This window comes from Paenibacillus sp. NPDC055715, assembly GCF_053617595.1.
The window spans coordinates 712,074-736,157 of the sequence record NZ_JBSHGA010000001.1 but is presented as its reverse complement, the minus strand read 5'-3'; the positions used below and the strand labels follow the sequence as shown (position 1 = coordinate 736,157).

Sequence of the window (24,084 nt, the reverse complement as noted above, 5' to 3'; positions counted from 1 at the left end):
CTCATAGATCCGACGATTACATATAAGCAAGGGATGGAGGATAGCTCCACACCTTCGCGACAAGACAAGGTGCAGCTTATGGTTAAGGTGGAAGAGGCTCTTTCATCCTTCTGAACAGCATTGGACACGTACGGTGGTCCTGGCAGTAAGCTATGGCATTCTCAAAATGGCCAAGCTGGAGATTGGAGGCGCTGACCGCTATGAGGTTACAAACTTGCATTATACTGTGCAAGAATTGGAGCCGTTCCGAGGCAAGCATGTCTTGATGTCCGGAGGAGGCGACTCGGCATTGGATTGGGCGAATGAGCTGGAATCTATTGCCGCAAGTGTGACGGCAGTCCATCGGCGAGAGCATTTTGGGGGTCATGAGAAAAATATAGCTCGTATGAAAGCGTCTTCTGTTCATGTCCTTACACCTTACGCGGTGAGTCAACTGTATAGTAATAATGGCGAGACGATTGAACAGGTGACGATCAGTCATGTAGAGACGGGTGAAACACAGGGATTGAATGTCGATGCGATCATTGTGAATCATGGTCTCAAATCGGACTTCGGCCCGCTTCGGGATTGGGGACTGGGTATGGGTGAGTGACATGCCAGAGTGAGTGAGAAGCTGGAACGAATCTGCCGGGGATTTTCGCCGCAGGCGATTTTGTCGAGTACGGAAGCAAGCTGTATCTGATTGCGGGTACGTTCACAGATGCTGCCCTTGCGCTGAACAGCGCCAAGCTGTACATTGATCCCGCAGTAGACAGAACGGATTATATATATTCCCATAAAATCCGTTTCAAGGAAAAAAACTGCGAGCTTGGTGTCGTGGAGTAAGGAGAGCTGGCAGCCCGTAAGGCGCTTTCTATGATCCGCAGTAAGCCAATGAATAGGTAAATGAACAAGCGTTAGAAATCAAAATAACTCGCCTTGGAATACAAGGGTAGGAGCGGAAGGTGACTTATGGAGAATCAAATAGAGCAACAGGAAGCTATTTTAGCAGATATTATTCAAAAGGCAGAACCCTTTGTACAGCAGCAGTTGGAGCATGACCACAGTGGTCACGATTGGTGGCACATTGACCGGGTGAGAAAGCTGTCCCTCGAAATTGCAGCTAAAGAGGGCGCAGATTCGTTTGTTTGTGAACTGGCAGCGCTGCTGCATGATGTAGCGGATGAAAAATTAAACGACTCTAAACAAGCAGGACTGGATAAAGTGGAGCAGTGGCTGCGACTACATGTAAGCGATCCGGGCGTGATTACACATGTGATGACCATTATCGCTACGATGTCTTACAACGGTGGACAAAACCCTCCTATGGATACGCTGGAAGGTCAGGTTGTGCAGGATGCAGATCGGTTGGATGCACTTGGGGCGATTGGCATTGCGAGGACTTTTATGTATGCAGGCTCAAAAGGCAGCATGATGCATCACCCGGAAAAGGATTTTTCACAGCATGATTATCGTGCTACGGGGAAAAGTGCCATATACCATTTTTACGAAAAGCTGTTAAAGCTCAAGGATTTAATGAATACCACGTATGCCAAAGAGTTGGCGGCTGTCCGGCATCAATGGATGGAGATGTATTTGGAGCAGTTTTATAGAGAGTGGAATGTGGATGATCAATAAGGTGTTTCAATAAGGCTATTTCCTCTATTGATGTGCCGTTCATCTTTGAGGAAATGACCCATGATTTTCAGGCGGTGACTGTGCAGGGGCAACTGACCTATCGGATTGTGGACTATCGGAGAACGACGCAGATTTTGAATTATACGTATGATTTGAAGGCCAGATGCTATATTTCGGATGACCCAGGCAAGCTGGCCCAACGGGTGATTAACATTGCCAAGGTGTTGACCAAAAAGTATCAGGAGCGTGCCCCACTCAAAGAGGCTATCCAATCAAGTGAACGTTTGGCCCAAAGCATGACGAAGGAGGAGCAACTACGTTTTGATACGGCTTTGGAGGAGAAAAAACGTGAGCTGACCGTGACGAATAAAAAGGCGGAAGCCGATGCCAAAGCCTATGAGCTGACAGCAGTTATGAAATCGTTGAAGGATGTCGAGCCGAACGTGCTTCAGGCTATGGCAAACATGGACATGAGTCCGGATAATCTGATTGCCATTGCATTCCAGGAGCTTGCAGAAAATGCAGGGAGAATCGGTCAGTTAAACATTACATCGGATTTGTTGCAAGGTCTGATGTCAGGTACGGGAACAGGTGGATCGGAAGGAACGAGAGCATCAGGCGGAAGAGTACGATGAGTAGCCGGATGACAGAGCACAAGATCATTCTGATGAAGCGTAAAACACGCCTGGAGGAACTGATTGTCCGGTATAACACCGTGCAGCAGGCCCGGTTTTTTATAGAACGACTAGGCGCTGATTTTAGTGATTATGTGCTGGAGGATGAAAATTACCGCAGAGCGGTAGCAACGGCAACTTCGGAGCGGACAGCCTTGGGGCGGGTTCAGATTGTAGAGCGGGAGCATGTGCCCAACTTTATTTTTGGTGAGCAGGATACAGGGGTGGTGCTGGGTCAAGACGGGGCACTGCTACCATTTACGGTATCGGATTTGCGTTGGGTCCGGGATTGAGGCGACCATTGGTCCGGCGGAGAAAAAAGGGCGTCTGGCCGTGTAGAGGTTTGCACAGGACGGCAATGGGGAATGTTGAGTAAGGAACATCAATCACATGAAGTTAAAAGGAGGAATCAACATGAGCGACCACACTCAAGACGAAGCGAAAATCCGCAACAAGAAGAACGAGGACGGAGATTCCTTGATGGAGATAAATAAGCTGGAAAACGGCGTGGATATCGAGCCGGAGGCTGACGAATGGATTGCGAAGCCTTCACCTGTGTCTTACGATGATACGAAATCCTCTTCGAACCAATAAGCTCTTGCGTACAAAGAGAGCAGACATGCAAAGACGGATGATCCTTAATCGGGTCATCTGTCTTTTTGGCATATACTTATTGTGGAATAGACGAATTGAAATTAGTTGAATCTGGAATATACCTTCCATACCAGCTCACGGCGGCTGCTTACATCGGTTTTCAAGAAAATCGCTTTCAGATGATCTTGCACCGTGTAGGCTGAAATATGAAGTGCGCTTGCCAATTCTCGGGTCGAAAAGCCTTGAACAATGAGCCGGACAACCTGTCTTTCCCGCTCGGACCATGCATACATCTCGGCCATGAGCGGAAGCATTTCAGATGCTTTAGCAGGTTCAAACCATACGGCAAGCTGTTTTTCATCTTTACCTTGCCCGCTTTGAAGGAGGGTGGCCCTGAGTGTTACCCACGGGGTTCCTGCGTCTGCGGCGGGAATACATAGTTTGGCTGGTGGAGCGGAAGTAGTGAAAGCTCCCGGAAGGGCTGTGGATAGTGCACGAAAGCATACCGCCCGAACGGGCGCGGGAAGGCTATATTCGTCGATGTCTTCCTGCTGCTGAAGCAACTTCAGCCACTGGTCTGCCGTTGGATTGGAGGAAATCGACTCTAGCTTGCCGGAAAGCACCAGAATCCCTGGCTCCATATCATTTTCCATAATTATACCGGGGTCTGGAGATAAGCCCACACTGGCCTGACGCAAATGGTAGGCTATAGACGGCGCTAAGGCTTCAAGAAGCTGCTGGTCCTCCTCACTAAATACCGGCTCTGTATGATGGCGAAACAACGTGAGAAATCCCCAGCAGCTTCCTTTGTACATTAATGGAACACGCAGCTCATCCCCGAATCCGGCAGGCTGCAAAACATCCCTGTATCGTGCACTCCGACCCGGTTCACCTTGCGTAGCTCCGTTTAGAGACGCTATGGACTGTCCCTCCCGCACCAATTGATCGTATTTCATCACATCATTGCGTAGATATTCGTACTCTAACAGCTTGTAATGGATACCACCCACGCCTGATTCGGTGAATGCTCCCGTGGAAAGCAGCGTATGCGGATCTACTGACGTACAACACGCCGCATCGAACGAAACCTGAGTACGTAAGCGGTCGATTAGCGTATGTTTGTGCGCTTGGGATGAAGGGGTTTTTTCTCCCAGTCGAATGATTTGCTGTCGAGCATCTTTTAGCTGTGAAAATGGTGTATATTGTGCGCTCATACATTGCTCCCATCGTGAAAAGCTGGAGTTTCGCAAAATTGTATCCGAAGTAAATCCCACATCTATGGGATGGTGGATATACGTGTGGTCGTTATAATTGAGAATGATTCTTGATTAAATCAACAATATACGAATGCTCGGGGAAGATCAAGGCTAAATGTAAGGCCAGTCGCATCTTTTTCCAGCTATTCGAATTTTGGAGGGAACTATATATATGGAATATAGCAGTAGTAAGCCAAACGATTCTATGGACGCTCATCACACAGGCAACAGCCATCATACAAGCGCTGAACATACGATTCCTAACCAGTCTATGAGCTGGAACGATCCGAATGTACGCAAGTACCCGGACACGATTGCTCTAAAAATACCAGGATATGCTCATCTGTATGAGATGACGGACCGCTTGATAACCGCACAGCTTGAGGCTCAGGCCCGCACGCAGGCCGCAGATCCGAATGTACTAATCATCGGGGCTGGCGGCGGTCAGGAGCTGATCACGCTCGGAGGACAACATTCGGCATGGTCTTTTACGGCAGTTGATCCATCCGAACGCATGCTGGATTTGGCACGTCAGCGTGTGGCGCAAGCGGGTATAAGGTCAAAAATATCTTTTGTCACAGGTACGTTGGGAGAGCTTCACGGAGAACTACTCCAAGAACAGCCCATTGAGCAGTCTGGAAAACAGACCGAGGAAGTACACGCGGAGCTGAATTATGATGCGGCTACCTGCCTGCTGGTGCTTCATTTTCTTCACAGCATGGAGAGCAAACGGGCACTGCTACAGCAGATATCCGCTCGTCTTAAACCGGGCGCTCCTTTTTGCCTGGCCTCCATCAATGGAAATCCACAGGAGCCTGCTTTTGCCATTCAAATGCAGGCGTGGAAAAGCCATATGCTGGATCAGGGCATTCCGCTGGAGGATTGGGAGCGATTCGCTGCTTCCATTGGCCGTGAGTCTGACCCGGTGTCCAATACGGCAATACAGGAAATGCTGGTGGATGCAGGCTTTACGCATATCACCCGGTATTTCGGTGCTTTTTTAGTGAATGCGTGGTTTGCAGTAAAAGGGGGAGAAGCTACTCATGACAAAAGATAACATTATCATCATTGGCGGATACGGTCATGTCGGAAAAATTTTATGCACGGAGTTAAGTGAAATGTTTCCCGGCAAGGTGTTTGCAGCAGGGCGCAGCATGGAACGTGCCACTGAATTCAGCAAGCAATCGGGTGGTAAGGTGCTGCCTTTACAGCTTAATATTCATGAGCCGATAGCCCCGTCGATTTTAAAGCAGGCCAAGATCGTTATCATGTGTCTGGATCAGGAAAATACAGACTTGGTACGTGCCTGCCTTCATCATGGGGTGCATTATATGGATATTACTGCGAATGCAGCCTTCTTGAGTCAGGTCGAGCGGTATCATCAGGAAGCACGAGCTTATCAGGCTACTGCCCTGCTAAGTGTGGGGTTGGCCCCCGGACTGACGAATCTGTTGGCACTGCAAGCGACGCAGCTTATGGATCAGACAGATGAGTTGAACATATCTCTGATGCTGGGCTTGGGAGACAAACACGGTCAGGCTGCCATTGAATGGACAGTGGATCAGATTCATACGGATTTGGAGGTTATGGAACAGGGTCGCCCGGTGATTCGAAAAAGCTTTAGCGACGGGCGAGTGGCAGACTTCGGCGCAGGTGTGGGACGCCATCGCGCATATCGTTTCCCTTTTTCCGACCAGCAGACACTTCCACATACGCTCGGGATTCCTACGGTCAGCACCCGTCTTTGCTTCGATTCGCGGTTGACTACCCGCCTTCTGGCAGGACTTCGGACCACAGGAATATCGGGTCTGCTCCAACGGCCGTCCGTGCGTAATTCAGTAGTTCGTAGCTTTAGCAAGCTGCATCTGGGAGGGAACGCGGTGGCGGTCAAGGTGGACGCACGAGGAACCCTTCATGGTAAGGTAACGAAAGTCGAATGCCAACTAAGGGGACATCATCAATCCGATTTAACCGCCAAGGCAGCCGTCTTTGCAGTGCTTGCGCTATATCGCTCTGAGCTTCCTCATGGTGTATTTCACATGGAGCAGTGTTTTTCGTGGAATCGCATGCGGGAATGGCTGGGGCAGCAGGTAGCCGTAGATATTCAGGTGAATGGACAGCATGTGTAGAAGTCATATTTTCTGACCCAAGAGGTACTTATGTAATCCAAGCTTATTCGGCAACTCATTGCGGATGGGTCTTGGATTTCTTTTCCTGTTAGATTACACTAGAAACAAGTACATATTTTTGGAAGGACCTGAGACAACTCAGATAGATTCGAATGGAATATTAGGATACAGATATCAATGGACAGCGAATGGAGGTGAGTCAACAGGAGGAATGTTTGCAGGAATATTTCAAGCTTGAGTTTGGGGAGAAGTCTTACAACGAAGGAAGGGGAGAGATGACGTGAAGGTGGAACAGGATTTGGAAGAAATCAAAGATAGATTGACCCAGATTGAGGCGAAGCTGGAACGAAGGTCGACTTCCGGAAGAATACTGAAAATTATGCTTATCATTTTTTTGTCTGTATTTTTCTTGCTTTTGCTGATCGGAGTTGTTCAATTTGTTTCCGCCTCATCGGTATAAGAAACCGAAAGAAGGGAGTTCGTTATGTCCATAGAAGCGATCATTTTTGATCTGGATAATACGCTAATTCATCGCAAACAGGCGTTTGCGGCATATACGGAGCGTTTTGTGGAACGATTCATTGTGGTGGAAGACCTGGCGAGCAGGGCAGCAATAGTCGAGCACATACGCCTGGCGGATCAGGATGGATACCGGGACAAAAGGGAGCTGTATACGGAGCTGCATACAGATTTGGAACTAAAAAATCCAGATACGACGGTGCAGGAAATGCTGGGTTTTTGGTATGGTGAATTTCATAAGTTTACGGTACTGATGGACGGGGCAAAGGAAGTGCTGTCCGAGCTGCGGTCGCGGGGCTTGAAGCTTGGCATCATCACCAATGGCTCTCTCCGCACGCAACAAGCAAAGATCAACCGCGTTATGCTGAAGGACTATTTTGATTCCATTATCGTCTCGGGAGGCGTCCACATCGAGAAGCCTAATCCTCGAATATTCGAGTTGTCGTTAAATGAGCTTGGGATAACAGACCCAGGCAACGTCTGGTATGTAGGCGATCATCCGACGAATGATATTCGCGGTGCCCAAAGCGCAGGATTGCATACGATCTGGCTGGAGGGCTTTATGCCGTGGCGGGAAACGGGTATTGTACCGGATTACAGGATTGGCAGTTTGCGTGAAATCATCGGTTGGCTGGATCATGCCAGCTATTCGGGGAATATGGAGGAGGGAGCATCATGAGTAAGGATCAGACTAGCCCCATCTTATTATCGTTCCCGGAGCAATTTCAGACAGAACGGTTGACGATTCGCGCTCCACAGTGGGGCGATGGAGCGAAGGTCAATGAAGCGATCCGGGAGAGTGTGGATGAATTGCGTCCTTGGCTGCCTTTTGCGAGGAATCTTCCTACGCCAGAGGAATCCGAAATCCGCTCACGCCAAGCCAGACTTCAATTTCTGGACCGGTCTGACATGATGTTGTACGCATTTGAGACGGCATCGGGAGATTTTGTAGCCAGCAGTGGCTTTCACCGGATCGACTGGGCTGCACGTAGGTTTGAAATCGGGTACTGGCTCAGAACGTCTTGCACAGGGAAAGGCATTATAACAGAGGCAGTACATGGTATTACGGATTTTGCCATACAGCATTTGGAGGCGAATCGGCTGGAGATCCGTTGTGATTCCAGAAATACGCGCAGCGCCAAGGTAGCAGAACGGGCAGGTTTTACGCTGGAGGGTATTTTGCGGAATGTCGAGTATGATGAAGAAGGGACATTGGCCAGCCAAATGATTTTTGCCAAGGTGCGTGGTATTGAATTTTAGCATCAGAAGTGGAATGGGGATACAATTTTATGAACCGAAAAAGCAAGCAGACAAGAATTAAGCACAAACTTTAGCTTTATGCCGATATTAGTGCACACACGGATGGTTTTGAAGTCGTTTCCTCCTCCATTGGCTTTGACGACAGGCTGTATATTTTACTGCTTGACCGTACGCCGGAAAGGGAGCAGGGGATGTTCGTTCCTTCCCATACAACGGATAGGCATACATACAAAGTGTTAACGCTCGGTGGCGATCATATGGAGGAAATGCTGCTTTCTGGACAGAAGTTTAATTATCATTTTGTGCAGCCGTTAGGGGAGGATCAATTGCTGCTGGTTGGCGCTAGATGTAGCTACTACGGTCCAGACCAGTATGATTTGAATGGCAAAATCGTAAACCGTAGCAGCGGTGCGAATATTCGCGAGCTTTTGCTGGGGGATGGTAATCAAAATGTGCAAACAACCGCTAGTGGTGTGATCTGGGCGGGATATGTTGATGAAGGAGTGTTCGGCAACTATGGCTGGCCAACGCCAGTGGGCGAATCCGGCTTGGTCGCTTTTAGCAGTGACGGAACTAAGCTGTATACCAATCAGGCGGCAGAAATTTCCGACTGTTATGCGCTTAATGTCATTTCGGATGAAGAAGTCTGGTTTTATTATTATATGGATTTTCATCTTGGACAAATAACCGATCGCCGCAGCGTAGAGTTTGTAGATCCGCATATCTCGGGAGCGTCCGGATTTATCAAGCAGGGACAGGCGTTTTTATTCGATAAAGGGTACGGAAAGCATGAACAATATATTTTGGCCCGACTCAAGCCTGAGCGTGGATTCAAGGAACAGCATACGGTCCGGTTTGTAAATGAAGCGGGCCAAGTGATCAAGGCGGTGGACAGGGATTTCAGAGGGGATACGCTGTTGTTGCGCGAAGATCATCTGATTTATAAGCTACGTTTGTACGATATTGCGGAGGCTCATAATGATGAATTGGATCATAAAAAATACAGACAGGTTGGTGTGCATACAATATGACACCAACAGGAATATCAGCACTCTTGCAAGCGTTAACCTCAGGGTATACTCGACGAGATTCCAGCAGCTTGGCGAAGATTTTCCAGCGTTAGGTCAGGTGATTTAGCATGGGAAGAACTCGTAAAAGCGTCGAGGTCGACAGGAGGACGAATCAGAGCACAGGTGTGAAATCCCGCTGGAAGACTCGAGCTGTGTATCTGGCTGCTGTGCTGGTCGCTATCCTGTTGGGCTTGGGAAGCCGGACCTTTTCCTCCCGGTTGCCTCAATTCGTTGCCAATCATTTTGGGGATGCCTTGTGGGCGTGCATGATTTACTTTGGGCTGAGGATGTTGTGGGTGGATCGTCGGTTGTCTGTAGCGCTGTGGGGCAGTTTGCTGTTTTGTTTCGCCATTGAGTTTAGTCAGATGTACCAGGTTCCCTGGATTAACAGTATCCGGGCGACGACACTGGGCGGGCTGGTGTTGGGAAAAGGGTTCCTGACCGCCGATCTGGTCCGGTACACGGTCGGTATTGCGGTATCCTGGGCGTTGGACCAAGGGTATAGAAGGCTGGCGGGCATCACTACACGTATAGAACGATGACGAGTCATTCAAATAACATGTAAAGCGAGGGTTGCGCTTGAGACAAAAGGGGAAGCGTCACAGGTTGTTCGGTAAAATGATCGGATTATGCGCGGGGTTCAGCTTGTTGTTTGCGACCATACTTGTTCCGGGGCAGGCATTGGCCGATAAACAGCTCGCGGGGCCTCTTCGTTTTGACTTTGGCCCAGGTAGCGTTGCTACAGGCTACACTCAGGTCACCGCCAAGGATGCATACACGCCTGAACGAGGCTATGGATTTACCGATCTTTCCAAGGTGAAAGAAGAGGATCGTGGTGGAAATGACGCTATTCGTTCGGATTTCGTTCGTGTTCAGGGATCATCCTTTGTCGTCAATTTGCCGCCTGCGGATTTTCAGGAGTACGGCGCGGAGCAAATAGCCCGTCTGGTAGCCCAGGGTATCCGTGAGCTGAATATCCCTTTATCCTCTTATGTACGGACGAATCATTCACCATAAAACGCTATTTCCATACGCATGGTATACTTAGAAAATAAGCTGGCCCTACCCAAAGATGACTCTGTTCCAGCTTGGGTAGGGCCTTAACGTTCTGGGCAGAAGAAGGAGAGGACAGGAGTGAGTACCCGGCTGTAGTTCAAGTGTCCTCCATTACACATAGACATCGCATTTCCATCATCGCTTGCGTATTTTATGTGCATATGGAATTTATTGTAAAAATAAAAGCTTCATTTATCTTGAGCCTTGGGAGGAAACGCTAATGACGGTTGCCCAGTTGAACAGACTCATGGACGGTCAAATACTCTATAATCAGCATCGGAGTTTGTTTTATATGCATGAGGTGAACGCCCTGATGGGGCCTTCACCGGAAATGACGTATTGGCTGACACAGAGAAGCCCGGAACTGCTCCTCATGCTCCAAAGCTTGAAGCTTCAGCATGGGTATACCGCTTTTGTCACTGGCGTAGCGGTAAAGACGCTGCACCAGTTTGTGAGCGTCAATCAGTATATTCATTTTCACTCAGATCATCTTGATGAGCTTACGCAATTGTATGATCGACTCTTCACCCGGATTCAAAAACTGTTCCAAAACCAGGTTATGAATGAGAGAATACTAAATCTACTGCTACAACAGCATTACGGGCATTTAAGAGATTTTCTAATTCGTACCAACGGACGGACGATGTTTGCCAAGTATGCAGAGAGTGAGTATACCTTTTGGATACCTTGTGAGGAATACACGCCTGAATTGCAAGCAAAGCTGTTAGGATTGGACATTGCCCGTTTGCAGGAGCCTGTTCTCGATGTAGGCTGCGGATCAGAGGCACGGTTGGTCGGTTATTTACGTTCCCTAGGGATTGAGGCTTATGGAACAGATCGGTTGGCTGACAAAGGAACAGGTGTAACTCAGGGAGACTGGCTGGAGACATCCTTCGAGGAAGGCGCATGGGGAACGATTATCTCTCATATGGCGTTCTCCAATCATTTTATACATCATCATCTGAAAGCAGACGGCAATATTCACGAATACGCCCACAAATATATGGAATTTCTTAGGGCAATCCGGCCGGGAGGAAGCTTTATTTACAGTCCGTGCCTTTCTTTTATGGAAGAGCTTTTGGATATTCAAGCTGGTTATCGAGTAGAGCATATCCAGTCATCTAAAGGTTATGAAGCCACAAAAATAACGCGATTACGTTCGTAATTGCTAAAGGGTGTTCAAAGGTAAAAAAGACCAGAGCATGGAGGTGGCGTAAAATGAACATAGAAACAGCGATTGCGATTGCCGCACAGGCGCATCAAGGACAGACGGACAAGGGCGACCAGCCTTATATTTTCCACCCGCTTCAGGTCATGAACCGAGTAGAGTGTATGGACGAAAAAATAGTAGCCGTGCTGCATGATGTACTGGAGGATACAGAGGTCACAGCGGATCAGCTGAAAGAAGCGGGCTTTGACAGACATATCATTGAAGCGGTGGAAGGACTCACTCGGAACGAGGGAGAGGAGTACAGCGATTTTATACGCCGAGCTAAAAACAATCCATTGTCCAGAGCGGTGAAAATAGCGGATATTCAGGAAAATATGAATCTGGAACGTATCCCTCATCCTACGGAGAAGGATACAGCACGAATAGAAAAGTATAAGCAGGCGCTGCAAGAGCTTTTGGATTGAACCCATTTTTAAAAAAAGGAACGACATTAGGTGAGACTTTAGTCCTTTTATTTGTAAGAGTTCATCTTGTAATGATATTATAAGGATATATATACTCTATTTGGGATTCTGTTAACAATGATTAGCCTACGAATAACCGCAATTTTCAGAGTGGATTAAACCCTATTTTCCTAAAAGCCGATATATCTGAAGGGGGCGAAAACACACTGTTATTGTACCCGTCCGAAAATGGATGTATATGATTGGGTTAGGAGAGTAGAAGAAGTGTCAGATCTGTATACAAAAAAAGAAGTAGAAGATTACGTAACAAACGTAGTCCTTGAACGGCCTTTAGGTGTAAGTATTGCAGCCATTTTATTGATTTTTAATGGAGCTCTTCTGCTGGTGACACAGCTGTTGATGCTTAATGCGTTGAATGAGGCTTCTACATGGGTGGGAATCTGCAGGGGGATGTTTCAAGGGTTCATCGCTTTGCTCGGTTTGTCGGGGGCAACTGCCGGTGTCGGTATGTTATTTGGTAAGAAGTGGGCCTGGTGGCTGGCTGTATTTTATTTTACATATGAAACGATGCGCTATACGTGTGCGATCCTGTTTATTCCGGAAGTACCTCCAATGTTGGGGGGCGTACATCTAAGTCCTGCCCTATACTATGTAAAGTATGGCATGCGTATTGTTTGGAATTTGCTGTTTACGGTGTTTATGTGCCGTAGTACAGCGACTGGATTTTTCCAAACAAGTGGTATAAACAAGTGGAAGGCATGTATTTTATTATTTTTAATCAATGGGGTGATGGTCGGAATCGGCTGGTGGCTGATGAATTAGTATCTTCATATATGAGGAAGGAGATAGATGATGGGGATTACGTAAAGAGAAGCTCCTGAACGTGTAGTTGGTACTATTGGATTTCATAACTGGCACAAGAAGCACTCCCGTATTGAAATTGGCTATGAGCTAGCACCCGAATACTGGCGACAGGGCCTGATGGCAGAAGCGATGAAGGCAGTGATTCATTATGAATTTCATTTGCCGCAGGTTCACCGTATCGAAGCCTTCATTGATCCACATAACGAAGGCTCCAGACGGTTATTACTCAAAAGTGGTTTTACCCAAGAGGGTCACTTGAGAGGCTATTTTTATGAAAAAGGCCAGTTTGTCGACGCTGTTATTTTTGCCATCCTTCGAGAAGAATATCGTGCGGATCGGTAATTTTACAAATATCCTTTTTCTCCGTAAGGCTGGAGCCGATCAAGCCAGGTCTGCTCCAGCTTGGCCAGCGCATCTTTGACATCGAAGAATTCCGAATCTTTTTTCTTCAAAAGTTCCAGCACCTCAAACTCAAACGCATCTTCACCATACTCATTCCATTCCTGTTGTAATTGCTTGTTCTTACAAGCCCCCATTTGCAACTCGAACCGACGACCATTCAGTGATTTTAAATTTGGTGTGCCAGCGACAAAAATTTTTCCGTTGTGTGTATTGCGAATGCAGTAGATTCCGGCCTCTGTCTTGATCTCCATATACTGCTGCACCAGTTCTTTTCTTCGATTCATTTTGAGTCCTCCTAATTTACAAATATCGTGCTTCAAGATGCCTTCAACCAATATTCACTGCCATCCGGTTTGCGATCCAGTAGACTATATTCAATCATATATCTTCGCACCGTGACATAATCGTCATACACTTCCTGTAAAATGGCATTAATATCCTTCTCATGATATATTCGTCCTACCTCAAAACGTCCCGCAATTTCACGCAGTACAATCAACTTATGCTTTTCCTGCATTTTGAAGGTTTTCAGGCGACCGTGTGGGCCATCTGGAAAATACTTTGCCAGTACCTTTTGCCTTTCGTCTTCGGTAATGTTGTATCGTTGATCCACCAACCGTGCCCGTACCGGCACCTCCACGATAGCGGGAGCGTGGCGGTCTTTCTCCTTTAACAGCTCCATCATTGTGAGAAATACCTTGGCCTGCCGTTCCTTTTCTTTGAGACCAAAGCGATGATTGCGTATGGTGGATGCGCTGCCGATTCCGGTTTCCTTTTGAATTTCCGCATCACCCATGCCTTGATAAAATAACTGGAGCAGCCGATTCTGATGATCTGTCAGCCCGGTCAGCTTTTTGTCCAGGGCGATCAAATAGTCAAAGACCGAACCATACGTCCGCTCAATATGAAGACGCATGTACCGCTCCGCGTCATAAAATACCCCTTGATCCTGATATATGATTCCCTGTTCGTAGCGCTGTCCGTCCAGTAGACAAACGACTTGCTCCCCTTGATGGATATATCCACGCTTCAGTTCCTCGATTCCAGCATTCCAGAATAGTTCAGAATGATCCATTTTAGCAAACACCTCGATTAAATGATGATTATTTTATAGACAATATAACATTTTGTTTATTTAAAATCAATAAGTGAAATGAGTGAAAGGCGATTTCCAGTGACTCTGTCGTCAATTTATACACAGGAGAGCCAATTCACCTGAATACAAATGAATTTATTCCTGAGGTCTATACTTATTTTACAGAAGGAGTTGCTCCGAGTGAGTCCTGCAAAAAATGGGAGAAACCTCTAACACGGAAATAGGTCTTGTCAAAATTTTTTTTATTTGTCGTGAGAAGGGTTTCTCATTTTGCAAGTAGTATGAAAACGCATAATTACTCTGATCCAACCGTCCAAAGCGCGTTGGGGTTCTTTAAGGTTGCTCGAAATTTACTTTCTTCTAATATTTAACTGTTAGTAGAATTATTGGAAAGTTATAATGAAGGCTCCAGTCATGTGCTTAGCACAATAACAGGGTCATGGAAGCAATATTTTAGCGCGGATGGGCGCCTCCTCCAGATCACGGACAACCATAACAATCAGATTCAGTTTATGTATAGCAGAGATGCATCTGGTGTACCGCTTTTGACTACTGTTCGAGATGCTGTTGGGAACGTCATTCAGATTCATTATTCTTCAACGGATATTACACTCAGTAAGGGAAATGAACGTGTAGTATACCATAAGCGCCAAGAGCAAAATGTAGACTTGCTGGATAGTGTGACAGACGCCAAGGGACGTAGAACCTCCTATTCGTATTTGTTAGCCAATGCTGACTTTAACTTGCTATCTTTCGATGCATCACGCGGAATATCCAATCCATATGCGTTATTAACGAAGATTCAGCATCCGACCGGAGCTTCAACGGAATACACCTATGAAAATAGTCCGGTGAAGAGATATATGGGTGTAAGCTCATTTAACGAGGCCTATCGTTTGAAAACACGTAATGATCAGATGCTAAGCGAACGAGGGACAAATGGAGAATTAAATCGAAAAACCATATTTTATAATGGGGATATGGGTTCTTCCTATCAAAAAATATTCAATTTTCAGCAGCCATAGATAATGGACTTACTGTATCTACCTATAATTATAAAAAGAGCTTTGTCGACACCAATACAAGTGAACAATATTATTTGGAATCCTCTATAGTTAAAGCGGATCAAGTAGAGAAAACAACTAGCTTCAGCTATGGCAAGAGAGTATCCGGAAGTAATTATGATGCACCAGAGCCTACCACAACACGTACAACCAGCAATGTCAATGGCGACACGTTGGTAACCAATATTGAATATGACGACTATGGCAACGTTACTCAAAGTTCAGACGAAACAGGAGCTTCAACAACCAACACTTACGATGATAAACAAAGATTAAAAACGACCCGGGAATCGGCAGATACCAATGCTTCTCTTTATACCGAGTTTGTACGGAATGCATTTGGCGACGTGACGGAACAAACGATCCGTCGGGATCACGCTGCGGGTGAACTGTTACAGCACATCAAGTATGACGGTATAGATGAATATGGTAATGTAACAAGCCAGACTATTTACAATGGTGACAAGCAAATAACAACTCGTACAGAATACGACGGCCAGTATGCCGGAGCATATCCGACAAGTCAATCGGTTAGAGTGACAGATGCGGATGGAAAAAAATCGGTTGTCCGTATAAGTTCTGAATATGAGCTCTCCACAGGACGGATCATAGCGTCTACAGACGGTAAAAATCAGCGAACAGCCTATCAGTATGATGTGCTGGGCAGAGCAACCAAGGTTGTGCCCCCAGATGGAAACACGTTGGAAGTCGCTTATGATGATGACGACAACAGCGTAACCGTTAAGAATGAAGCGGGTGTTCGAACTCGGACGAAATGGAATGCATTAGGATGGAAAACGGAAGAAGGATATTTAAACGGACAAGATTATCAAATACAGTCCAAACTCAGCTACGACAGTTTCGGACGGTTGGATTCCAGTACAGATGCTTTAGGTAATATCACCAAGTACTTCTATGACAATTGGAGTCGACCTACGGAGACCGGCTATGCGGACGGTTCTATTTCCAGAGTGCTGTACAATGATGCCAATCGTACGGTGAGCCGAGTGGATGCGGAAAATTACCAAACGATTGAAACCTATGATATGTGGGGTCGCAAAAGTAAAACAGAAGAAAAAGCTCCTGCGGATACAACTTCCAGGCTATTGAGCAAGCAGAGCTATGACAAGATTAACGGCAATGTACTGATAAACTGGGATGGTAATAACAATAAAACGTCTTATACGTATGATTTACTGAGGCAATTGAATTCAGTCACCAATGCTAAAGGAGAAACGACCCAATATAGCTTCGATTTGATGGGGAATCCTGTTGCAGTAACCTATGCCGATGGTAGCCAAAAGCGAAAAGAGTTTGATGAGTTGGGGCAGGTTATTAAGGTCACGGATGAAAAAAATCAGATCAGTAAACAGTACTACGATGAAAATGGCAATCTGATACGGCGCGTTGACCGTAACGGTCAGACGACCCGTTACGACTACGATGCCCATAATCGTCTGCAGCAGCGAGTCAGTAAAGATGAAACGGTTGGCTATACGTATGATGCTACGGGCAAGCGCACGAGCATGACGGACTCGACGGGTATAACATCGTATCAATATGACCCGTACACTGAACAACTGGTAAAGGTTATTTTCCCGGATGGTTTGCATTTGAAAAATCAATACGATGCTAATGGGAATCGGATTAAGATGAAGGAGCCTTTTGGCAGCGAAGTGTCTTATACCTATGATACTCGTAACCGTCTAACATCAGCAGGCACTGATCCTTCTTCTCCGGATGCCAAGTACACGTATTACAAAAATGGTTTGTTAGAGCAGATGATTGGATTCAATGGACTCAAACACCAGTTCCAATATGCAGGGATGGATTTGGCTCGATTAAACGTGAATCAAGGAGAACAAACCGTAGATGATTTTAAATATATACGGGACGGTAGCAAAAATATTGTTAAGCGTGAGCAAAAATCGCTAGTTGAACATGAGGAAACCACAGACCTTTTCCAATATGATGTATTGAATCGAGTTGTGGATTCCAGTGAGTATAAAGCTTCATACGAGTATGACACACGTGGTAACCGTCAGACACTCACAACAGAACGGCCGCTCAAAACGGTTCCGTCTGAGTACAGCTATGATGCTGAGAATCGTTTAACCCAGGTACGGAAGAACGGTAAGAACGTACAGTACATGTACAACGGTGACGGATTATTGGTTGGACGGATAGAGGGTGGCGTGCAAACTCGCTATTACTATGATGGGGATCAAATGATTGCCGAAGCAACTGTGGAAAATGGCACACCTCAACTCAAAGCTCGCTATATTTGGGGTCAAAAGCTGGAAGCGATCCAGTATGCAGATGGCACAAAAGCGTATCCGATCTACAACGGACATGGCGACATCGTGGAACTACGTGATTCGAAAGGAAATGTTCTCAACACGTATAACTATGACATTTGGGGAAATATAACTTCTTCACAGGAAAAGGTATACAATCCATTCCGTTACTCTGGCGAGCTGTGGGACAGTACCACAGAACTTCAATACCTGCGCGCCAGATGGTATGATCCTGATAGTGGAAGGTTTATTAATGAGGATACGTATGAGGGAAAACAAGATGACCCATTGAGTTTAAATTTGTATACGTATGTCCAAAATAATCCATTAGGTTTTGTTGATCCTAGTGGTCATGAAGCTTTACCTAAATCCGTTGAGGAAATAGTGAGAGACTTTAAAGTAATCACAGGAGGAGCAACGAAGGGGGCGAGTAAAGGTAGTAAAGGTGGTCCCTTTGGTATGGCTGCTAGTATTGTTTTAGGTGGCCTACTGAGCGCTTCTCCAGTTGGTGAGAGCCAAGAGGATATTGATCGTAGTAAAGCCCAGTATTTAGGATTAACTTATTTAAGTAAAGAAAGCATAGAAAAAAACAAAAATAACGATCATATTATTTACAGGGCTATTAACCGTAAGGATTTACAAAGACTGGTTAATGGACAAGATCTAGAAGCCAAAAATCCGTATGGGTTATGGACTCTTACTGAACATGTTGCATGGGGATCTAAAAAAACTGCAGATATTAATGACCCATGGATTTCCACTACTACAAATTTAGTAAGAGCTGGATATTATAACAATCAATACGGAATTATTGCAATTCAACGTAGTGCATTAACTTCTAAGAATGTTAATGCATTGACAAACCTTGATCCAAAATCCATTGATTATAGTAGAGCTGCAGCCTTTGCAATGGTCGACAAAGAAATTTCAGTATTTCAGTACATTAATCGAAATGCTATAATTGGTTGGATGCCACGTTACTAAAATTGTTAGAAGATAGGAGAGATAGTTCTTTGAACAACTTGGACGCGTTACTAAAATTGTTAGAAGAAGATAGAAGAGATAGTTCTTTGAACAACTTGGAAGCTATACAATTTAATCGTGAAAACCTAAAAGAGTTGCTTACATTACTCAGTGAGGGAAAGAATGAATTCTCTCATCCTGATTTTGCCAAATGGTGTTGGACATATTGGTCAAAATGGAGAGAAGGGCTTGACAATTTATTTGAAACAACAGATGAAACAACAATAAATATAATTAACGATGTGTATACATGTTACTTGACTGATCAGGCAACAGAATTCATGCAAGAAAAAATCATTAGTTGGTTGAATCTGTTAAAATAGAGTTTAATTCCTACCACATGCGAGTGTAACAACTCCATGTGGTAATTCTTTTGTGATGGAGCTATACCCAGTACCTACTAAAGCTATTATTCAACGAGCAGCATATATCACCCATGTAATGCATCTACAAGAATTTTTTGATTTACTTTGTACGTATAGGATCGGATTAGATTGTGGGGTTTTGAGTAAAAAGGGTTAATTATTGGGTTTTGCTTGAACCTACTGACACTGCATCGCAATATATCCTATATACAACAGAAGAACTTGACATACCTGTAGAGAAATTTAAAATAGACATCTTAGCAGGAACATCGAGTATGGTGAAGTAAATATAATCAACCACAATGCGACTAACCCTCGTGTTGTGGTTTTTCTTTTCATCGTGGCGGCGGCTTCCCGTATACCCCACCCAGTACCGAATGAATTACTATATCACAATAGAATGAACTTAACCCCCATAAGCCCCGTACCAAGATTTCTTCAATGATGGTGTACGCACAGCATTTATGCTCTAAGAGTATCCTCTAATTGATGAATGACGATTGACCAAATCCACATTAAATTTGACATATACTATCATCATTGAACACAATTACCTTATCTTCGCTTTGTCACGGTTTTTCCAAAATGAATGGAATCTGTACAATTCGCATCATCCTCACTGCCGTTCCGCGATATAGACGGTGGGCGACTTCGCAACTATTCGCCACGATACCCCGACTCACTAAAGTAAGACATCAGACGTGAAGCTATTTAACATCGTATCAATATGACCCGTACACTGAACAACTGGTAAAAGTTATCTTCCCGGATGGTTTGCATTTGAAAAATCAATACGATGCTAATGGGAATCGGATTAAGATGAAGGAGCCTTTTGGCAGCGAAGTGTCTTATACCTATGATACTCGTAACCGTCTAACATCAGCAGGCACTGATCCTTCTTCTCCGGATGCCAAGTACACGTATTACAAAAATGGTTTGTTAGAGCAGATGATTGGATTCAATGGACTCAAACACCAGTTCCAATATGCAGGGATAGATTTGGCTCGACTAAACGTGAATCAAGGAGAACAAACCGTAGATGATTTTAAATATACACGGGATGGTAGCAAAAATATTGTTAAGCGTGAGCAAAAATCGCTAGTTGAACATGAGGAAACCACAGACCTTTTCCAATACGATGTATTGAATCGAGTTGTGGATTCCAGTGAGTATAAAGCTTCATACGAGTATGACACACGTGGTAACCGTCAGACACTGACAACAGAACGTCCGCTCAAAACGGTTCCGTCTGAGTACAGCTATGATGCTGAGAATCGTTTAACCCAGGTACGGAAAAACGGGAAGAACGTACAGTACAATTACAACGGTGACGGATTATTGGTTGGACGGATAGAGGGTGGCGTGCAAACTCGCTATTACTATGATGGGGATCAAATGATTGCCGAAGCAACTGTGGAAAATGGCACACCTCAACTCAAAGCTCGCTATATTTGGGGTCAAAAGCTGGAAGCGATCCAGTATGCAGATGGCACAAAAGCGTATCCGATCTACAACGGACATGGCGACATCGTGGAACTACGTGATTCGAAAGGAAATGTTCTCAACACGTATAACTATGACATTTGGGGGAATATAACTTCTTCACAGGAGAAGGTATACAATCCATTCCGTTACTCGGGTGAGCTATGGGACAGTACCACAGAGCTTCAATACTTGCGAGCCAGATGGTATGATCCTGATAGTGGAAGATTTATTAATGAGGATACGTATGAAGGGGATATTGCGAATCCGCTCAGTTTGAATTTTTATACGTATGTGAAGAATAATCCTTTGAGGTTTATTGACCCCAGTGGACATATTCCTACTGCGATGGAAGCTGCCGAAATGGCGAAAAATGTATATAATATAACAATGAGTCTTAATGATCGTAGTAGAACAAACCTTTTAGGTGGTTGGGGAATTTATGATATTTTACCAGGTTCAGAAGGATTAAAAATAGGCGTGTATTCTAGAAAAAACAAAAAAGGCACATTGGAATACGCACTGGTTAATAAAGGTACTGACACATGGGGAGATGTAGGTAATGATATCCAACAACCAATAGGTTACTCAGATGACATGAAAGATTCGATTTCACAATCTTCGTATTTTGTGGCTACTCATAAGTATAGTGAAATCACTATGGTGGGTCATTCAAAGGGTGGTGCTGAAGCAATTGCAAATGCAGTTGCAAATAATAAGAATGCCATTACATTTAATCCTGCAGTACCTTCACTAGGTAAATATGGTTTAAGTAATAAGGACTATACCGCAAACGCAATAAATTATGTAGTTAAGGACGAAATTTTGAGTAAAACTTTGGGTTCAGTAGACACTGGAATAACGATTTACTTACCTACGCAGTATAAAATTAAGTGGTGGCACTCTGATGCATATAAGACTTGGCAAATGGTCCAAAATCATAGAATGGGCTCAGTAATAAATGCTCTGAAGGAGGTGGGGTATAAATGAAAGTGAAAAAAACATTGTTGTTACTAAGCATTCCGTTGTTGTTGGCATTTGCAATCATAGTATTCATTGCTTTACCTTGGCTTCTAATATTCATAGGAATTCAATTAGAACCGAATCCTCCTCAGCCTGAAATCACATATGGGAAATTTCCATTTCGTTTGGAATATGAAATTAACGGGCAACGAAAGGTTATTCATGATACGTTAATATGTGAATATGATGGCATTGGTTCAAATGAAGGTCAAGGCAAATATCGTAAGTGGAAGGATATATTAGCTGGTGGAGATAGAGAACTACCGTTGCTAGAAGTCAATGGCAGCACGGAAATATCCTATTATCCAGGGATTGCAGAGTACTATATGGGTGATTTGGATGACACCGAAGAGTATCAGCAAACCGTTTCTGACTCTATAATTATTGAACAAGGTGGCATTATCATTAAAAAAGATGGAAGGGTTTTTGAAAATGATGGAAAGACTATTAACACTCAATTTTCCAATTCAAATGAATTACTTGATAAGTACCATATTAAACTGATAAGTTGGGACTCTACCCCACCAATCAAGAATTATTTTCCTTAAAAAGGGAAATAAGGAGAGATGGAAATTTCGTTTTTCGAGAAGAGGCTTTATTAAACCATAAACGAGACTAATTCTTACTTGTTCTAGCAATAACCAGTTGTCAACGAGTCTTTATGTCATAATCAAAGCTGCAAAGGACAACTGTCCGAGCAACTTAAAACAAACTTATAAAGCACTTGAAACCCTTTATGGTGATTTCAGGTGCTTTTTTTCATCTCTGTATAATTCTATAAGTCTAGTAACATAACTATGACATCTGGGGGAATATAGCTTCTTTACAGGAGAAGGTATACAATCCATTCCGTTACTCGGGTGAGCTATGGGATGATATAACAGAACTGCAATACCTGCTATGATCCTGATAGTGGAAGGTTTATCAATGAGATACGTATGAAGGGGATATTGCGAATCCGCTCAGTTTGAATCTTTATACGTATGTGACAAACAATCCGCTGAAGTATGTGGACCCGGCGGGAAATGGTGCCAATCAGTTGATGGGGAAATCATCCCACATTGGTAGATGTAGCGATATAAGTAGAAGCGCCAGATATGTGCCTGATTCATTATTTAAAGCAAATTAGCATAATTCATATGGTTCTATTCTTCAGATGTATGAGAAACAAAAAAGGAAGGGATTGATAAAGCTAAAAATATATCTGTTTTTCGATTGGCTAAAGATGAAGTGGCTCTACCAGTTAATAATGCTGGTTCCTCAGTTAATTCTCTACTTCAGGCTCTAGGAATTAGTGCAGCAATTGGAATAGAGGCTAGTAAAACAAAGGTAGATACAAAAATGGATTGCTAAATTCAACGGTATCTGCACGCGACTATCGTCAGCAAAACAAATATAACGGGATTCAACTTATATAGGTATAAAAATTCAATGAAGAATAGAGCAACAAATTAAACGTAAGCGCTAATTTAGTTATGATTAATGTAAATTGATATGTAAAAAATAATAAAACATAAACAGGAGGGAGTAAATGAATAAAATGCCTGTTTGGTTCAAGATAATATGGATGGTACCTATTTTTGTAAACATAGCAGCCTTAATCTGGTTTGTTTTAGGATCAACTGGAGGGTTTCAACGAGGTCAAGATTTAATAGAGACAGTGATATTAGTGGTATGCGGAATTCCATCCATTATCATCGTGTTGATATCTCTAATGTATATCTGGCAAGGATGGGCACCATTTAGCGGAACAAAATATATAGTATCAGTGCTGCTGATGGCATCATTACTCTTTTTTTCTTATCAGTTGGTGGAGGGTACTCCTACCCGAGGATGGTTATATGATAATGTTGATAGTGATCCTGTGCGATTAACATCAGATCAAAAATATGAATACCGTATAGATTTAATTAATCCTTTCCAGAGGAATAGTAGGGAACAATTACGCTTGAAAAATGTTTCGACAGGAGAGGAAATGAACATTCCAATTGTTATAAGAAAAAAAAGAGAGCCCTATTTGAGTGGAAGTGGTGATGATTGGGCGTGGGCTATACTAAAGCCAACAGAAGTACCGTATCGGTATAAGCTGTCTACATTGGAAGAAGGGATTGTGGGAGATTACAATATCGATCCCAGAGTTTTTCTAATCAATGTAGAGGCGGGTACTGCGCAGATAATAAAGTAGGACTTTAAATCATGTGACCACAATGCGATGAATAATGGTCACATGAATATTTTGGCTAAGGCTAATAAGGCCAACGAACAAATAGTAATTAAAGTTTACGGTAATGAGGAGGCCCAAATGAGAGTGAAAAAATTGTATATCCAACTCCACTCTCTCAGATAGCTGATATTGAGGATGATAATATAGATGTATTTATTGAACTCGAAGACGAGACAAATATTTCTGTAGTTGTATGTACTCTAAAAAAAATTAATTAATTCAATAGGATAAATTGATATCTGATTCATAGTTAAACACCCCTTCCAATATAAAAAATTAAAAAGGGACCTGCTTAAGCAGATCCTATATGCATCTTCATAATTAGAATTTATATCCATGTTACTGATTACTACTTCAGATGTAAAGGAACAATTTCATAAAAGAAAACAGTTGAAAGACATGATATTTAACATAGTTTGAGCATGCTCACAGTC

Annotated in this window: 22 protein-coding genes and 6 pseudogenes; 25 read left to right on the top strand and 3 right to left on the bottom strand. The window is 44.1% G+C overall.

Annotated features, from left to right (window positions below; genetic code table 11):
- Positions 1–112 precede the first annotated feature (112 nt).
- The 5 genes and pseudogenes from ACWGOO_RS03640 to ACWGOO_RS03620 all read left to right on the top strand — a co-directional run.
- Positions 113–825, top strand: a pseudogene (locus ACWGOO_RS03640) (NAD(P)/FAD-dependent oxidoreductase); the annotation flags it as partial.
- 126 nt (positions 826–951) lie between these two features.
- Positions 952–1,617, top strand: coding sequence for an HD domain-containing protein (locus ACWGOO_RS03635; protein WP_452481470.1), 666 nt, complete (start codon positions 952–954; stop codon positions 1,615–1,617).
- A 17-nt stretch (positions 1,618–1,634) separates the two neighbouring features.
- Positions 1,635–2,252 (top strand): annotated as a pseudogene (locus tag ACWGOO_RS03630) (SPFH domain-containing protein); the annotation flags it as partial.
- A pseudogene (locus ACWGOO_RS03625) lies at positions 2,249–2,575 on the top strand (sugar kinase); the annotation flags it as partial. The pseudogenes ACWGOO_RS03630 and ACWGOO_RS03625, both read left to right, overlap by 4 nt.
- 130 nt (positions 2,576–2,705) lie before the next feature.
- The gene (locus ACWGOO_RS03620) at positions 2,706–2,885 is read left to right on the top strand and encodes a hypothetical protein (RefSeq protein ID WP_452481469.1); all 180 of its coding nucleotides are present in this window, start codon (positions 2,706–2,708) and stop codon (positions 2,883–2,885) included.
- Between the two features lie 101 nt (positions 2,886–2,986).
- Here the strand turns inward: ACWGOO_RS03620 and ACWGOO_RS03615 are convergent, their stop codons facing one another.
- Positions 2,987–4,099, bottom strand: a complete 1,113-nt coding sequence (locus ACWGOO_RS03615; protein WP_452481468.1) for a LuxR C-terminal-related transcriptional regulator — start codon at positions 4,097–4,099, stop codon at positions 2,987–2,989.
- Between the two features lie 313 nt (positions 4,100–4,412).
- On the opposite strand from ACWGOO_RS03615, the gene ACWGOO_RS03610 reads away from it, so the two are divergent.
- The 12 genes and pseudogenes from ACWGOO_RS03610 to ACWGOO_RS03555 all read left to right on the top strand — a co-directional run.
- Positions 4,413–5,198, top strand: coding sequence for a class I SAM-dependent methyltransferase (locus ACWGOO_RS03610; RefSeq protein WP_452481601.1), 786 nt, complete (start codon positions 4,413–4,415; stop codon positions 5,196–5,198).
- On the top strand, positions 5,185–6,270 hold the full coding sequence (locus ACWGOO_RS03605) for a saccharopine dehydrogenase family protein (protein WP_452481467.1): 1,086 nt from the start codon (positions 5,185–5,187) through the stop codon (positions 6,268–6,270). Before ACWGOO_RS03610 ends, ACWGOO_RS03605 begins: the two co-directional genes overlap by 14 nt.
- A gap of 280 nt (positions 6,271–6,550) precedes the next feature.
- On the top strand, positions 6,551–6,730 hold the full coding sequence (locus ACWGOO_RS03600) for a hypothetical protein (protein ID WP_452481466.1): 180 nt from the start codon (positions 6,551–6,553) through the stop codon (positions 6,728–6,730).
- Between the two features lie 24 nt (positions 6,731–6,754).
- Positions 6,755–7,468: an HAD family hydrolase gene (locus ACWGOO_RS03595; protein ID WP_452481465.1), complete on the top strand. Its 714-nt coding sequence runs from the start codon at positions 6,755–6,757 to the stop codon at positions 7,466–7,468.
- Entirely contained in the window at positions 7,465–8,049 is a 585-nt protein-coding gene (locus ACWGOO_RS03590) for a GNAT family N-acetyltransferase (RefSeq protein ID WP_452481464.1), read from the top strand. The genes ACWGOO_RS03595 and ACWGOO_RS03590 overlap by 4 nt, the downstream gene beginning before the upstream one ends.
- A 191-nt stretch (positions 8,050–8,240) precedes the next feature.
- A complete protein-coding gene (locus ACWGOO_RS03585; protein WP_452481463.1) occupies positions 8,241–9,080 on the top strand; it encodes a hypothetical protein in 840 nt (279 codons plus the stop codon).
- A gap of 107 nt (positions 9,081–9,187) precedes the next feature.
- Positions 9,188–9,661: a ribosomal maturation YjgA family protein gene (locus tag ACWGOO_RS03580; protein WP_452481462.1), complete on the top strand. Its 474-nt coding sequence runs from the start codon at positions 9,188–9,190 to the stop codon at positions 9,659–9,661.
- Between the two features lie 76 nt (positions 9,662–9,737).
- Positions 9,738–10,034 (top strand): annotated as a pseudogene (locus ACWGOO_RS03575) (lysophospholipase); the annotation flags it as partial.
- Between the two features lie 361 nt (positions 10,035–10,395).
- Entirely contained in the window at positions 10,396–11,340 is a 945-nt protein-coding gene (locus tag ACWGOO_RS03570; RefSeq protein WP_452481461.1) for a class I SAM-dependent methyltransferase, read from the top strand.
- A 53-nt stretch (positions 11,341–11,393) separates the two neighbouring features.
- On the top strand, positions 11,394–11,810 hold the full coding sequence (locus ACWGOO_RS03565) for an HD domain-containing protein (RefSeq protein WP_452481460.1): 417 nt from the start codon (positions 11,394–11,396) through the stop codon (positions 11,808–11,810).
- A 264-nt stretch (positions 11,811–12,074) separates the two neighbouring features.
- The gene (locus ACWGOO_RS03560) at positions 12,075–12,632 is read left to right on the top strand and encodes a hypothetical protein (protein WP_452481600.1); all 558 of its coding nucleotides are present in this window, start codon (positions 12,075–12,077) and stop codon (positions 12,630–12,632) included.
- Positions 12,633–12,698: 66 nt separating this feature from the next.
- Positions 12,699–13,016 (top strand): annotated as a pseudogene (locus tag ACWGOO_RS03555) (GNAT family N-acetyltransferase); the annotation flags it as partial.
- A gap of 2 nt (positions 13,017–13,018) precedes the next feature.
- Here the strand turns inward: ACWGOO_RS03555 and ACWGOO_RS03550 are convergent.
- Positions 13,019–13,360 carry a GIY-YIG nuclease family protein gene (locus ACWGOO_RS03550; RefSeq protein ID WP_452481459.1) on the bottom strand — a complete coding sequence of 114 codons (342 nt, stop codon included), beginning with the start codon at positions 13,358–13,360 and terminating at the stop codon, positions 13,019–13,021.
- Between the two features lie 32 nt (positions 13,361–13,392).
- Positions 13,393–14,151 carry a DUF2087 domain-containing protein gene (locus ACWGOO_RS03545; protein ID WP_452481458.1) on the bottom strand — a complete coding sequence of 253 codons (759 nt, stop codon included), beginning with the start codon at positions 14,149–14,151 and terminating at the stop codon, positions 13,393–13,395.
- A gap of 407 nt (positions 14,152–14,558) precedes the next feature.
- Between ACWGOO_RS03545 and ACWGOO_RS03540 the strand changes: the two genes are divergently transcribed.
- From ACWGOO_RS03540 to ACWGOO_RS03505, 8 genes and pseudogenes are all read left to right on the top strand, one after another.
- A complete protein-coding gene (locus ACWGOO_RS03540; protein WP_452481457.1) occupies positions 14,559–15,197 on the top strand; it encodes a hypothetical protein in 639 nt (212 codons plus the stop codon).
- A 74-nt stretch (positions 15,198–15,271) separates the two neighbouring features.
- On the top strand, positions 15,272–18,517 hold the full coding sequence (locus ACWGOO_RS03535; RefSeq protein ID WP_452481456.1) for an RHS repeat-associated core domain-containing protein: 3,246 nt from the start codon (positions 15,272–15,274) through the stop codon (positions 18,515–18,517).
- Between the two features lie 29 nt (positions 18,518–18,546).
- Entirely contained in the window at positions 18,547–18,879 is a 333-nt protein-coding gene (locus ACWGOO_RS03530; RefSeq protein ID WP_452481455.1) for a hypothetical protein, read from the top strand.
- 822 nt (positions 18,880–19,701) lie between these two features.
- Positions 19,702–21,393: an RHS repeat domain-containing protein gene (locus tag ACWGOO_RS03525; RefSeq protein WP_452481454.1), complete on the top strand. Its 1,692-nt coding sequence runs from the start codon at positions 19,702–19,704 to the stop codon at positions 21,391–21,393.
- The gene (locus tag ACWGOO_RS03520) at positions 21,390–21,974 is read left to right on the top strand and encodes a hypothetical protein (protein WP_452481453.1); all 585 of its coding nucleotides are present in this window, start codon (positions 21,390–21,392) and stop codon (positions 21,972–21,974) included. The genes ACWGOO_RS03525 and ACWGOO_RS03520 overlap by 4 nt, the downstream gene beginning before the upstream one ends.
- A gap of 242 nt (positions 21,975–22,216) precedes the next feature.
- Positions 22,217–22,453, top strand: a pseudogene (locus ACWGOO_RS03515) (RHS repeat-associated core domain-containing protein); the annotation flags it as partial.
- 188 nt (positions 22,454–22,641) lie between these two features.
- Complete coding sequence (locus ACWGOO_RS03510) at positions 22,642–22,779, top strand: hypothetical protein (protein ID WP_452481452.1); 138 nt, start codon at positions 22,642–22,644, stop codon at positions 22,777–22,779.
- Positions 22,780–22,957: 178 nt separating this feature from the next.
- A complete protein-coding gene (locus ACWGOO_RS03505) occupies positions 22,958–23,611 on the top strand; it encodes a hypothetical protein (protein WP_452481451.1) in 654 nt (217 codons plus the stop codon).
- Positions 23,612–24,084 lie beyond the last annotated feature (473 nt).

Bases quoted from the DNA above. Each gene is read 5' to 3' on its own strand.
- ACWGOO_RS03545 (WP_452481458.1), bottom strand. From the start codon at position 14,151: ATGGATCATTCTGAACTATTCTGGAATGCTGGAATCGAGGAACTGAAG.
- ACWGOO_RS03590 (WP_452481464.1), top strand. From the start codon at position 7,465: ATGAGTAAGGATCAGACTAGCCCCATCTTATTATCGTTCCCGGAGCAA.
- ACWGOO_RS03610 (WP_452481601.1), top strand. From the start codon at position 4,413: ATGAGCTGGAACGATCCGAATGTACGCAAGTACCCGGACACGATTGCT.
- ACWGOO_RS03570 (WP_452481461.1), top strand. From the start codon at position 10,396: ATGACGGTTGCCCAGTTGAACAGACTCATGGACGGTCAAATACTCTAT.
- ACWGOO_RS03505 (WP_452481451.1), top strand. From the start codon at position 22,958: ATGAATAAAATGCCTGTTTGGTTCAAGATAATATGGATGGTACCTATT.
- ACWGOO_RS03635 (WP_452481470.1), top strand. From the start codon at position 952: ATGGAGAATCAAATAGAGCAACAGGAAGCTATTTTAGCAGATATTATT.
- ACWGOO_RS03605 (WP_452481467.1), top strand. From the start codon at position 5,185: ATGACAAAAGATAACATTATCATCATTGGCGGATACGGTCATGTCGGA.
- ACWGOO_RS03595 (WP_452481465.1), top strand. From the start codon at position 6,755: ATGTCCATAGAAGCGATCATTTTTGATCTGGATAATACGCTAATTCAT.
- ACWGOO_RS03550 (WP_452481459.1), bottom strand. From the start codon at position 13,360: ATGAATCGAAGAAAAGAACTGGTGCAGCAGTATATGGAGATCAAGACA.
- ACWGOO_RS03580 (WP_452481462.1), top strand. From the start codon at position 9,188: ATGGGAAGAACTCGTAAAAGCGTCGAGGTCGACAGGAGGACGAATCAG.
- ACWGOO_RS03585 (WP_452481463.1), top strand. From the start codon at position 8,241: ATGTTCGTTCCTTCCCATACAACGGATAGGCATACATACAAAGTGTTA.
- ACWGOO_RS03620 (WP_452481469.1), top strand. From the start codon at position 2,706: ATGAGCGACCACACTCAAGACGAAGCGAAAATCCGCAACAAGAAGAAC.
- ACWGOO_RS03565 (WP_452481460.1), top strand. From the start codon at position 11,394: ATGAACATAGAAACAGCGATTGCGATTGCCGCACAGGCGCATCAAGGA.
- ACWGOO_RS03615 (WP_452481468.1), bottom strand. From the start codon at position 4,099: ATGAGCGCACAATATACACCATTTTCACAGCTAAAAGATGCTCGACAG.
- ACWGOO_RS03520 (WP_452481453.1), top strand. From the start codon at position 21,390: ATGAAAGTGAAAAAAACATTGTTGTTACTAAGCATTCCGTTGTTGTTG.